General features: G+C 65.9%; 9 protein-coding genes. 6 read left to right on the top strand and 3 right to left on the bottom strand.

Annotated features, from left to right (window positions below):
• The first annotated feature begins 77 nt into the window (after positions 1 to 77).
• The 6 genes from IVA75_RS11850 to IVA75_RS11825 all read left to right on the top strand — a co-directional run bounded on the left by IVA75_RS11850 (position 78) and on the right by IVA75_RS11825 (position 9,655).
• Positions 78 to 395 (top strand): PilZ domain-containing protein, encoded by a 318-nt coding sequence (locus IVA75_RS11850; protein WP_247285101.1) that lies wholly within the window; start codon positions 78 to 80, stop codon positions 393 to 395.
• A gap of 124 nt (positions 396 to 519) precedes the next feature.
• Entirely contained in the window at positions 520 to 1,242 is a 723-nt protein-coding gene (locus tag IVA75_RS11845; protein WP_027566154.1) for a nucleotidyltransferase family protein, read from the top strand.
• Between the two features lie 226 nt (positions 1,243 to 1,468).
• Positions 1,469 to 4,615: a double-strand break repair protein AddB gene (addB, locus tag IVA75_RS11840; protein ID WP_247285100.1), complete on the top strand. Its 3,147-nt coding sequence runs from the start codon at positions 1,469 to 1,471 to the stop codon at positions 4,613 to 4,615.
• Positions 4,609 to 8,115 (top strand): double-strand break repair helicase AddA, encoded by a 3,507-nt coding sequence (addA, locus tag IVA75_RS11835; protein ID WP_247285099.1) that lies wholly within the window; start codon positions 4,609 to 4,611, stop codon positions 8,113 to 8,115. Before addB ends, addA begins: the two co-directional genes overlap by 7 nt.
• 63 nt (positions 8,116 to 8,178) lie before the next feature.
• Positions 8,179 to 8,499, top strand: a complete 321-nt coding sequence (gene trxA / locus IVA75_RS11830) for a thioredoxin (RefSeq protein ID WP_007598398.1) — start codon at positions 8,179 to 8,181, stop codon at positions 8,497 to 8,499.
• Positions 8,500 to 8,641: 142 nt separating this feature from the next.
• On the top strand, positions 8,642 to 9,655 hold the full coding sequence (locus IVA75_RS11825; RefSeq protein ID WP_247285464.1) for an ATP-dependent DNA ligase: 1,014 nt from the start codon (positions 8,642 to 8,644) through the stop codon (positions 9,653 to 9,655).
• Between the two features lie 24 nt (positions 9,656 to 9,679).
• Here IVA75_RS11825 and IVA75_RS11820 read toward each other — a convergent pair whose 3' ends face one another.
• From IVA75_RS11820 to accD, 3 genes are read right to left on the bottom strand one after another with little or no spacing between them, the layout of a single operon-like run.
• Entirely contained in the window at positions 9,680 to 10,420 is a 741-nt protein-coding gene (locus IVA75_RS11820) for a metallophosphoesterase family protein (RefSeq protein ID WP_247285098.1), read from the bottom strand.
• Positions 10,421 to 10,451: 31 nt separating this feature from the next.
• Complete coding sequence (locus IVA75_RS11815; RefSeq protein ID WP_247285097.1) at positions 10,452 to 11,795, bottom strand: folylpolyglutamate synthase/dihydrofolate synthase family protein; 1,344 nt, start codon at positions 11,793 to 11,795, stop codon at positions 10,452 to 10,454.
• Entirely contained in the window at positions 11,792 to 12,733 is a 942-nt protein-coding gene (accD, locus tag IVA75_RS11810) for an acetyl-CoA carboxylase, carboxyltransferase subunit beta (protein WP_247285096.1), read from the bottom strand. Before accD ends, IVA75_RS11815 begins: the two co-directional genes overlap by 4 nt.
• Between the last annotated feature and the right edge of the window lie 18 nt (positions 12,734 to 12,751).

The raw sequence follows: 12,751 nt of genomic DNA, 5'->3' as shown, positions 1-12,751 counted from the left end.
ATTTACCGGCTGTTAGCCAAGACGCCGGTAATCTGGCGGCGGAGCAGCCGGATGATTACGGGGCTGGAGCAGGGCAGATGGCGGTGAAGACGGACGAGCGCGGCAACAGCCGGGTTGTTTTCGAGCGCGGGATCGCGGCCCAGATGATGGGTATCGACGGCACCTGGCGGCGCGACTGCACCATGGAGGACGTCTCCGACAGCGGCGCCAAGCTGACCATCGACGGCTCGGTCGAAGGCTTGCATCTGAAGGAATTTTTTCTGCTGCTGTCGTCCACCGGGCTCGCGTACCGGCGCTGCGAGCTCGCCTGGGTCAATGGCGACCAGATCGGCGTCAACTTTCTCAAGCTCGGCGACAAGAAGAAAAAGGCGCGTTCCACATCCATCGGGGCGTAACGGCAACACCCGTCGTACAAGCGTCATGGCAGGTGGTTAAGGCGGTTAAGACGCGGTGCGGTCAGTCGAACCGCGTGTTAGGATTGCTGCGAACGCGAAATCAGTAGGTCTGAGAAAGCGAAGGATGTCCGTCAAACCGACCAAAGCCATGGTGCTCGCCGCAGGGTTCGGCCTGCGCATGCGTCCGTTGACGGACAAGATGCCGAAGCCGATGGTTCCGGTGGCCGGCCAGCCGCTGCTCGACCACGTGCTCGACAAGCTCGGCCAGGCCGGCGTGAGCGAGGCGGTGGTCAACGTGCACTACCTGCCGGACCAGATCATCGATCACACCGCATCCCGCCAGCATCCGCGCGTGACCATCTCGGACGAGCGCGACCAGGTGCTCGGCACCGGCGGCGGCGTGGTCAAGGCACTGCCGCTGCTCGGGGACGCACCGTTCTTTCACGTCAATTCCGACACGCTATGGATCGACGGCGTGCGCTCGAACCTGACGCGGCTCGCCGAAAACTTCGATCCCGCGCGGATGGACATTTTGCTCCTGATGGCGCCGACGGCGACCAGCATCGGCTATAGCGGCCGCGGCGATTACGGCATGCTGGCCGACGGCGCCCTGCGCAAGCGCAAGGAAAAAGAAGTCGTTCCGTTCGTCTATGCCGGCGCAGCGATCCTGTCGCCGTCGATCTTCGCCGATGCCCCCACGGGCGAGTTCTCGCTGACCAAGATGTTCGACCGTGCCAACGAGCAGGAGCGGCTGTTCGGCCTTCGCCTCGACGGCGTCTGGATGCATGTCGGCACGCCCGATGCCGTGCACGCGGCGGAAGAGGCGTTTCTGGAGAGCGTGGCGTAGGGCTGTCTCGTGTCCCGGACGCGGTGCCATAGGGTGGGCAAAGCGAAGCGTGCCCACCATCTAAGCTGAAACTCGCGGAAACATGGTGGGCACGGCGCGTTGCGCCTTTGCCCACCGTACGGCACCTGTTCTGGTCCGGCGAACAGCGGGGACTATCTCCCTTCCGCCCATATCCATTTGACTCCGCCTCCCTATATTGGCGCCTGATTCCCGAATCAGGCAGCTCATGCGCGTTTTCAGCGTTCCAGTCTCAGTTCCGTTTCTGCGCACCGTCGTCGCAAGCTTGCTTGACGGTCGGCTGGTCGACGGCTTTGAGGCGCGCAAGGAGCCGGCACGGCTGGCGGATGCCACGCTGTACCTGCCGACACGACGCGCCATGCGCGTCGTCCGCGAGATCTTCCTCGACGAGATGAAGGCCGACGCCGTCGTGCTGCCGCGCATCGTCGCGCTCGGCGACATCGACGAGGATGAACTCGCTTTCGCCGATGAGGGCGAACAGTTTTCCGGCGCAACGCCGCTCGATATTCCGCCGCGGCTCGGCGAGTTCGAACGGCGGCTGACACTGGCGCAACTCGTCGCGGCCTGGGCCAAGGGCCCGGTGCTGTCTCCGCTGGTCGTCGGCGGCCCCGCCTCGACGCTGGCACTGGCGTCCGATCTCGCGCGGTTGATCGACGACATGGTCACGCGCGGCGTCGACTGGAGCGCGCTCGACGGCCTCGTGCCAGATATGCTCGACCGGTACTGGCAGCACTCGCTTGAATTTTTGCACATCGCGCGCATCGCCTGGCCCAGTCATCTCGCCGAGATCAACCGGATCGAGCCCGCTGCCCGCCGCGACCTTCTGATCGATGCCGAAGCCAAGCGGCTGACCGCGCATCCCCATGGCCCCGTGATCGCGGCCGGTTCGACCGGCTCGATGCCGGCCACGGCAAGATTTCTCCACGCAGTCGCCTCGCTGCCGCATGGTGCCGTGGTGCTGCCCGGCCTCGACACCGATCTCGACGACGATGCCTGGCGCAGCATCGGCGGCGTACGCGACTCGCTCGGCAAGTTCGCGGAGCATCCGGTCTCGAACCATCCGCAATACGCCATGCACGCGCTGCTGGATCGCTTTGGCATCAAGCGCAGCGACGTCGACATCCTCAAGCCTCCGGCGGAAGGCGGCCGCGATCTGCTCGCCTCCGAAACGATGCGGCCGTCGGCCAAGACCGAGATCTGGCACGACCGGCTGAAGCAGCCGGATGTGGCCTTAAAGATCACCAGCGGCATGAAGAACCTCGCGGTTGTCGAAGCTCCCAACTCTGAAATGGAAGCGCTCGCCATCGCCATCGCGATGCGCGAGGCGCGGCATCTCGACAAGTCCGCAGCGTTGGTTACGCCCGATCGCGCGCTGGCGCGGCGCGTGATGGCCGCGCTGAGCCGATGGGATCTCGCATTCGATGATTCCGGCGGCGACGTCCTGATGGAAACCTCCGCCGGCGTCTTTGCGCGATTGACAGCGGAGGCGGCGACCAAGGGATTGGAGCCGCCGACGCTGCTGGCGATGCTGAAGCATCCGCTGTGCCGGCTCGGCCGGGCACCTGGTGCATGGAGGGCGGCGATCGAAGGCCTGGAGCTCGCTTTGTTGCGCGGAACGCGGCCGCCTGCGGGCACCGCCGGCCTGCTGCGCGAGTTCAATCGATTCCGCGAGGAGCTGGCAAAGCTGTGGCGCAGCGAGGTCTCCGCACTGCACAAGGCCGAGCCGCGTGCACGTCTCAAGGCGGAAGACCTCGATCGTATTCAGGCGCTGATCGATGGTTTGCGACAAGCCTTGGCGCCAATGGAGAGTCTTGCGTCATCAAAGCCGTACGACTTCGCCGAACTCGCGCATCGGCATCGCGAGATCATGATCGAGCTATCGCGCGACGAGCAGGGCATCCCGCTGGCGTTCGAGGAGCGCGAAGGCCTCGCGCTCGCGAGCGCCTTCGACGATCTCCTGCGCGGCGGCACGACCAGCGGATTGATGGTCACGCTGCCCGACTACGCGGACGTGTTCCAGACCGCATTCAGCGATCGCGCGGTGCGGCGGCGGGACAGGCCGGGCGCGCGGCTTCAGATCTACGGCCCGCTGGAATCACGCCTGATGCAGGCCGACCGCATCATCGTCGGCGGGCTGATCGAGGGGGTCTGGCCACCGGCGCCGCGCATCGATCCGTGGCTGAGCCGGCCGATGCGGCACCAGCTGGGCCTCGATCTGCCGGAACGCCGTATCGGCCTCTCCGCGCATGATTTTGCGCAACTGCTCGGCGGCGACGAGGTCATCCTCACCCACTCCGCCAAGGCTGGCGGTGCTCCGGCGGTCGCCTCGCGCTTCCTGCACCGGCTAGAGGCCGTCGCGGGCGATGCGCACTGGAAGGCCGCGATTCGCGCGGGCGAGAAATACGTGCAGTTCGCAGCCGCGCTGGACCAGCCCGACGAGGTGAGGCCGATCAAGCAGCCCGAGCCGCGACCGCCGCGCGCGACCCGCCCGCTCAGGATGTCTGTGACTGGGATCGAGGACTGGCTGCGCGATCCCTATACGATCTACGCAAAACACATTTTGCGGCTCGACGCGCTCGATCCCGTCGACATGCCGCTGTCCGCCGCCGACCGCGGCTCGGCGATCCACGATGCGCTCGGGGAGTTCACGGAACGCTACGCCACGAATCTGCCCGACGATCCCGCGAGGGTGCTGCGCGCGATCGGCGAAAAATACTTCGCGCCGCTGATGGAGCGACCCGAGGCGCGGGCGCTGTGGTGGCCGCGCTTCCAGCGCATCGCGCGCTGGTTCGGCGAATGGGAAACGGCGCGGCGCGACGCGATCGAGGCGATCGCCGCGGAAACTCGCGGCGAGATTTCGATCCCGCTCGACCATGGGCGCAGCTTCCGTCTCTCCGCCCGCGCCGACCGCATCGAACGGCGCCAGGGCGGCGGATACGTCATCCTCGACTACAAGACCGGCCAGCCGCCGACCGGCAAGCAGGTCCGCATGGGCCTGTCGCCGCAGCTCACGCTGGAAGCCGCAATCCTGCGCGAGGGCGGTTTTCCCGACATCGACGCCGGCGCGTCCGTGAGCCAGCTCGTCTATGTTCGCCTGAGCGGCAACAATCCGCCGGGCGAAGAACGCATTCTCGAGCTCAAATATAGGCAAGGCGACGAGCCACAGCCGCCGGACACCGCGGCTGCCGAGGCCAGGGCCAAGCTCGAGGCGCTGATCCGCGCCTTCGAGGACGAGAACCAGCCCTACACCTCGTTGAACCTGCCGATGTGGACCAACCGCTACGGCGCCTATGACGATCTTGCCCGGATCAAGGAATGGTCCGCGGCCGGCGGATTGGGGATCGAGGAATGGTGAAGGGACCGCGCCCTATCCCGGATGAAGTGCGCGCGCGACAAGCGCGCGCATCGGATCCGACCGCGTCGGCCTTCGTGTCGGCCAATGCCGGCTCGGGCAAGACGCATGTGCTGGTGCAGCGCGTGATCCGCCTGCTGCTGTCGGGCGTGCCGCCGGAAAAGATCCTCTGCATCACCTTCACCAAGGCGGCTGCCGCCAACATGGCCGAGCGCGTGTTCACCACGCTCGGGCATTGGGTGACGCTCGACGACACGGCACTCGATGCGGCGATCCGCGCGGTCGGCATCCCGCACCCCACTGCAAAATTGCGGCGCGACGCACGGAAGCTGTTCGCCTGTGCGTTGGAGACGCCGGGCGGGCTGAAGGTGCAGACCATCCACGCGCTGTGCACCCGCCTGCTCCAGCAGTTTCCGTTCGAGGCCAATGTCCCCGCGCGCTTCGCCGTGATCGACGAGCGCGACCAGACCGACATGATGGAACGCGCCAATCTGAAGGTGCTGCTGGAGGCCGCGCGCGACCCTGACAGCGTCACCGGCCGTGCGCTGCTGACCGCGATGGCGAGCGCCGCCGATGTCACCTTCAAGGAAGTGGTGCGCGAGGCTTGCCTTAGCCGCGATCACTTCATGGCCTGGACCGATGAAGCCGGCAGCGCGGAGCTGGCTGCTGCGCAGATGGCGGCCGCGCTGGGCGTGGACGCGAGCGATCGGATCGAGGACGTCGAGACCGAGATTGTCGACGGTCCATTCCTGCCGCGATCGCGCTGGGATGACATCGCTTTTGCACTGGAGGACGGCAGCAAGTCCGACAACGACCAGTCCTGCCGGCTTCGCGAGGCAAAGGTGTTTTCCGGCGGCGCGCAGGTCGATGCCTATCTCAGCGTTTTCCTGACCGACGAAAAGCTGCCGCGCAAGGCGGTGCTGACCAAGAAGTTCTGCGATCACAACCCGTCCGTCGCCCGCCTGTTCGAGAACGAGGCGCAGCGCGTCAGTGGGTTGGTCGAGAAGCGCCGTGCGGTGACCATGCGGGACCGCACCGCCGCCCTGCTGCATATCGCGACGGCGGCTGCCGCAAACTACCGCCGCGAAAAGCAGGAGCGCGGTCTGCTTGACTATGACGATCTCATCGACAAGACGCTCGCGATGCTCGACCGCGTTTCCTCCGGCTGGGTGCATTACAAGCTCGACCGCGGCGTCGATCACGTGCTGATCGACGAAGCCCAGGACACCAGTCCGCGGCAATGGGACATCGTCGCGCACATCATCTCGGAGTTCACTGCCGGCGAAGGTGCGCGCGAGGGCCTGAACCGCACCGTCTTCGCTGTCGGCGACGAGAAGCAGTCGATCTTCTCGTTCCAGGGCGCTGAACCCCGAGAGTTCGATCGACGCCGGTATGAGCTCAAAAGGAAATTCGAGGCTGCTGAGCTCAAGTTCGATCCGGTCTCGTTCAACTACTCTTTCAGGTCGGGCGCGGCAATTTTGCATTCGGTCGATCATGTCTTTCGCGAGGAGACTATCTATCGCAGCATCCACGCGGAGAAGGCCTATCCCGTACATAATGCGCTTGCCGATGCAGGTCCGAGCGTGATTGATCTGTGGGATCTAGCAGTCCCCGATGACAGGCAGGAGATCGAAGGCTGGCGCGCGCCGTTCGACGGCGTCGCCGCCACCAGCCCCGAGGTCAAGCTTGCGCGCCGCATCCAGACCGAAATCAAGCGGCTGGTCGAGAGCGGAACGCTGACGGGACACGAGGGCGAGCGGCGTCCCCTGCGCTATGGCGACATGCTGATCCTGGTGCGCCGGCGAGGCAATGCGTTCGATGCGGTGATCCAGGCCCTGAAGCACGCCAATGTTCCGGTCGCGGGCGCCGACCGGCTGAAGCTCACCGAGCACATCGGAATCATCGACCTGATGAACCTCGCCGATGCGCTGCTGCTGCCGCAGGACGATCTCGCGCTCGCCGTGGCGCTGAAGAGCCCGCTGTTCGGGCTCGATGACGACGATCTGTTCCAGCTGGCCTGGGATCGCAAGGGATCGCTGCGCCGCGCGCTTGGCGAGCATGCCGCGACAAGCGAGAAATTCGCTGCCGCGTCGCGACGCCTCGAAGCCTGCGAAACCCGAGCCCGCGAGGAGACTCCGTTCGCCTTTTACGCCTGGCTGCTCGGGGGCGACGGCGGACGCGCGCGCATGCTGCGCCGGCTCGGTCATGAGGCCAATGATGCGCTCGACGAATTCCTTGAGCTGGCGCTGAACTACGAGCGCAAGGCGCCGGCCTCGCTGCAGGGTTTCATGGCCTGGCTGCGCTCGGCCGATACCGAGGTGAAGCGCGACATGGAGATCTCGCGCGACGAGGTGCGGGTGATGACCGTGCACGGCGCCAAGGGCCTGGAGGCCTCGGTCGTGTTCATGGTCGACACCACATCGTCGCCCGCGGATTCGCAGCGGCTGCGGCTGATCCAGGTCCCGCGCGGCAATGGCAGCGAGGTGGTGGTCTGGGCCGGACGCAAGGCGGACGATCCCAAGCCCGTCGCCGACGCCCGCAAGGCGATGCTCGAGGAGACCGAGGACGAATATCGCCGCCTGCTCTACGTCGCGATGACGCGCGCCGCCGACCGGCTCATCGTCGGCGGCTGCATGCCCGGCAACATGAAGACGGTCCGCAAGCTGAGCTGGTACGATCTGGTCGACACCGGGCTCGCCGGCTCGGGCCTGGCGAAAGAGACGATCGAGACGCCGCTGGGAAAGGTAACGCGCTTCTCCCGACCGGAGGATGTCGTGGCGCTGGGCACGCCTGCGGCCTCGTTGGACCAGAAGACCGCGCTGCCGGTCTGGCTACGGACGCCGGCACCACGCGAGACCATCGACGACGATCCGGTGCGCCCCTCCGGCCAGCCGTCCGGGGAAAGCCGCGCCGTGCTGTCGGGCGAATCAGTGCAGTCCCGCGCGCTCGCGCTGCAACGCGGCACGCTGGTGCATCGGCTGCTGCAATCGCTCCCCGACATCGCCACTGAGCGCCGGCGCGAGGCCGCGCTCGGCTTCCTGGCGCGCAATGCCGCAGACTGGGCGGAGGCCGACCGGACCGCGCTGGCCGACAAGGTGCTCGCCTTGATCGCCGAGCCGCGGTTTGCGCCGGTGTTTGCCGCCGGCAGCCGGGCGGAGGTCGCGATCGTCGGCCGGCTGGAACGGCAGGGCCGCTCCCCAGCGCTGGTGTCCGGCCAGATCGACCGGCTGGTCGTTCGGCCGGATGAGGTCCTGATCGTCGATTTCAAGACCAATCAGGCGGCTCCGAAGAGCGCCGCCGCGGCGCCCGCCGCCTATGTCCGGCAGCTTGCGCTGTACCGGGCGGTGCTATCGCGGCTTTATCCCCAAAAGCCGGTTCGCGCCGTCCTACTCTGGACCGAGGCCCTTGAATATATGGAGATTTCGGCTCCCGCGCTGGACGCGGCGCTGGCATCTCTTCATCTCGGTGTGAGCGTCCTTGACCCGGCAAGGAGCCATTCATAGGTTGACGCCATGATCTCGGGCGCGATTCCCGTCGCGCCCTTCTCTCAGGTACGAGGTACTCCCATGGCCGTTGGTAAGGTTTCTGACACCGATTTCGAAGCCGAAGTGCTCAAGGCAAACGGCCCCGTGGTCGTCGATTTCTGGGCCGAGTGGTGCGGCCCCTGCCGCATGATCGCACCCGCGCTCGACGAGATCGCCGGCGCGATGGGCGACAAGGTCAAGATCGTGAAGCTCAACGTCGACGAGAGCCCGAAGACGGCGTCGAAATATGGCGTGATGTCGATTCCGACCCTGATGATCTTCAAGGGCGGCGAGATGGCCTCTCGTCAGGTCGGCGCTGCGCCGAAGGCGAAGCTGCAGCAGTGGATCACCTCCGCGGTCTGATCCGCGCCTGCACGAAATTATTTTTGGAAACGGCCGGCGAAAGCCGGCCGTTTTGCGTTGATGGGACAGTTCCAGCGTAAGACGAGTCCTGCCTGTGCCTCCCCCTGCAAGACGCGCGCGAAAATCGACATCTCTCGTGGCGATGGAGGCGCGCTCGGTCGATGCGATCCCGCGCGGCAAGGAGTGGCAATACGAGCCGAAATGGGATGGCTTCCGCTGCCTGCTGTCGCGCAACGGCGGCAGCATTGACCTGCGCTCGAAATCCGGCGAAGACCTCGCGCGCTATTTCCCTGAGATCGTCGCCGCAGCGCTGAAGCTGAAGGCGGATCGCTTCACGCTCGACGGCGAGATCGTCGTGCCGCATGGCAAGGGGTTTTCCTTCGACGCGCTGCTGCAACGCATTCACCCTGCGGCGAGCCGTGTGAAGAAGCTCTCGGAGGAAACGCCAGCGCTGTATCTCGGCTTCGATCTGCTTGCGACGACCAGGGAGAAACAGCTTGCCGAGCAGCCGCTGAGCGAACGACGGCCGGCGCTGGAATCGTTTGCCAAAGCCAATCTGAAAGGCAGCATCTTCCGCCTCTCACCGGCGACGACGAGCTACGCCATTGCGAAAAAGTGGCTGGCGCAATCCGGTGGCGGCTCGGACGGTGTCATCGCCAAGCGCGTCGACCTGCCCTACCAGGCGGGAAATCGCGACGGCATGCAGAAGATCAAGAAATTCCGCAGCGCCGATTGCGTGGTCGGCGGCTTCCGCTATGCCACCAACAAGATCGCCGGCCGCAAGGTGGTCGGGTCGCTGCTGCTCGGACTCTATGACGACGGAGGTCTCCTGCACCATGTCGGTTTCACCTCGGCAATCAAGGCGACGGAAAAGCCTGACCTGACCGATCGGTTGGAGGCGCTGATCGGCGAGCCGGGCTTCACCGGCAACGCGCCGGGCGGGCCGAGCCGCTGGTCCACCGAGCGGTCTGCGAAGTGGTGTCCGCTCAAGCCGAAGCTCGTGATCGAGGTCTGCTATGATCATTTCAGCGGCGACCGCTTTCGCCACGGTACCTCGATCCTGCGCTGGCGCCCCGACAAGGCCCCGCGGCAATGCAGCTTCGAGCAGCTGAAGCAGAAGGTGGTGGACCCGATAAAGCTGTTGAAACAGCTGTAGCCGGTGGCCCAGATGGAGCGGCAACTATCCGAGCCATCCCGTCGCCAACGCGTTCGCCAACTCCGGCTGGCCGTTGCGGCGAGCGAGCGCGGCCATCATCTCGTGATCGTAGACGACATGGCGGAACGTGACCTGCCAGGCGCCATCGGTTAGCTCGAGAATCGCATAGCGCGCGTGCGGTGTGCCGGCCTCGACGACATGCGGGAAAGGATGCTTGTCACGAAAACCTGGGCCGCCGACGCTGCCGGGATTGACGATCAGCCTTCCGTCGCGAAGTCGCACGGCACGGGCGAGATGGGTGTGGGCGCACAGGATCAGCGATTGCGCGATGCCCTGCGCAAACTGCTCGATGCGATCGAGCGGTGACAGCGCCACCGCGCCGTCGGGATGCACGGTATCGAGCCAATAGACTTCGTCGCTGTCGGGCGTCGCGTGGCAGAGGAACACCTGCTCGCGAAACACGCGCGTCATCGGCTGCGCGCGCAGCCATTCGAGTTGCTCAGCATCGAGCGCGGCATGGGCCGGGCGATCCCACGAGCCCATCTTCTCCGGAGGACGGTCGAGCAGATAGCGGTCGTGATTGCCGAGCACGTGCACGGCGTCGAGCTTCATCAGGATCTCGATGGTGCGGCGCGCATCGAGCGGGCCGCTGAGCATGTCGCCGAGATTGACGATGTCGGAGACGCCCTGCGCGCGGATGTCGGCGAGCACAGCTTCCAGCGCGAGGTAGTTTCCGTGGACGTCGGCAATCGCGGCAAAACGCATGGGTCTTCCTGTAGCCCGGATGGAACGAAGACTATACAGGAGGTGTGTCGTTGATGGCGAGCACGTGGCCGGCGAGATAGAGCGAGCCGGTGATCAGGATGCGCGGCGGCACTTCGTAGGCGAGCTTCGCCAGGGCGCGCAGCGCGGCCTCGACGCCGGGCGCGGGCTCGACGCGCATGCCGAGGCTGCGGGCGGCATCCGTGAGGCGGTCGACCGGCATGGCGTTGTCGGTGTCGGGAATCGGCACCGCGATGATGTGGCGGGTCAGACCGGCGAAATTGGCGAGAAAACTCTGCGCGTCCTTGTTGGCCATCATGCCGGCGATCACGACCAGCGGCCGCGACACCCGCTCTTCGAGATCGCCGAGTGCGGCCGCCGCGACGCGGCCGCCTTCCGCATTGTGGCCGCCGTCGAGCCAGATCTCCGATCCCTGCGGCCCCCAAGCGAGCAGCTCTCCAGACGCAATGCGCTGCATCCGCGCCGGCCATTCCGCACCGACGATCCCGGCCTCGAACGCCGCCTGGTTGACCTTGAAGGCGTTGGTGGCCCGCAACGTCGCGATGGCGAGGCCGGCATTGTCGAACTGGTGGCGCCCGAACAGGCGCGGCGCGGTGAGATCCATCAAGCCGCGCTCATCGGAATAAACCAGCCGCCCGTTTTCGACGTTGACGTGCCAGCTCTCGCCCGCGGCAAACAATGGGGCGCGCATGCGCTTGGCCTGCGCCTCGATCACGGCCATCGCCTCAGCCGACTGCTCCGCGCAAACGACCGGCACGCCGCGCTTGATGATCGCCGCCTTTTCGCCGGCGATCGAGGTCAAGGTGTCGCCGAGGAAATCCATGTGGTCCATGCTGACAGGCGTGATCACGCAGGCCGCCGGCGCGTCAACCACGTTGGTGGAATCGAGCCGGCCGCCAAGGCCGACCTCCAGCAGAACCACATCGGCCGGGTTCTGCGCGAACAGGTGAAATGCCGCCGCCGTCTTGAGCTCGAACACGGTGGCCGGCTCACCGGCGTTGACACGCTCGACCTGTTCCAGCGCCGCGCGCAATTCGTCGTCGCTGACCAGCACACCGCCACCGACGCGGCCGAGCCGGAAACATTCGTTGATGCGAACGAGATAGGGCGACGTGTAGGCGTGGACGCGCAGGCCGGCGGCCTCCAGCGTCGCGCGCAGATAAGCGAGCGTCGAGCCCTTGCCGTTGGTACCGGCGATGTGGATCACCGGCGGCAGCTTGCGCTCAGGGTGACCGAGCCGCTCGAGCAGGCGGTGCATCCGCTCCAGCCCGAGATCGATGCGTTTCTGGTGCAGGGCCGACAGCCGCCCGATCAATTCGTCGAGCGGCGGCTTTGCGCGGTCGGAGGAAGCGTTCACGCGTGCGGCGCGGCCGGCGCCGTTTCGGGAGCCGATACGATCTGCGCCGGACTGACGACCGGCTGCACCGGCTTTGACGCGGTCTCAAGCGCCGGCGCCCTGGTCAACAGTCGGCAGAGCCGCGCCAGGGTCGGACGCAATTCGTGGCGGTGCACGACCATGTCGATCATGCCGTGCTCCTTGAGGTATTCGGCGCGCTGAAAACCCTCGGGGAGCTTTTCGCGAATGGTCTGCTCGATCACGCGCGCGCCGGCAAAACCGATCAGCGCGCCCGGTTCGGCGATCTGCACGTCGCCGAGCATCGCATAGGATGCGGTGACCCCGCCGGTGGTCGGATTGGTCAGCACGACGATGTAGGGCTGTTTTGCTTCACGCAGCATCTGCACCGCGACCGTGGTGCGCGGCATCTGCATCAGCGACAGGATGCCTTCCTGCATGCGCGCGCCACCACTGGCGGCGAACACGATGAAGGGTGACTTCTTCTCGACCGCGAGCTCGAGCCCGCGCACGATGGCTTCGCCCGCGGCCATGCCGAGCGAGCCGCCCATGAAGTCGAAATCCTGCACGGCGACAACGACGGCGGCACCTTCGAGCTTGCCGTAGCCGACCTTGATCGCGTCGTTCAGATTGGTCCGCGCGCGGGCATCCTTGATGCGATCGACGTACTTCTTCTCGTCACGGAACTTGAGCGGATCGGGCGTGACGTCAGGCAGCGCGACGTCGTACCAGGTCTCATTGTCGAAAACCGACTTCAGACGCGCCACCGCGTTCATGCGCATATGGTAGTTCGAGCCGGGAATGACGAACTGGTTGGCTTCGACGTCCTTGTAGAACACGAGCTGTCCGGAATCCGGGCACTTGATCCACAGATTCTCCGGCGTCTCCCGCCGCAGCATGTTGCGGATCTTCGGCCGGACCACATTGGTAAGCCAGTTCATGGTTTGCTCCGATGTGCG

The organism is Bradyrhizobium sp. 134 (assembly GCF_023074155.1).
In the GTDB taxonomy this organism is placed as follows: domain Bacteria; phylum Pseudomonadota; class Alphaproteobacteria; order Rhizobiales; family Xanthobacteraceae; genus Bradyrhizobium.
Note: the sequence above shows the minus strand (reverse complement) of the source record. Positions and strands in the feature narration are given on the sequence as shown.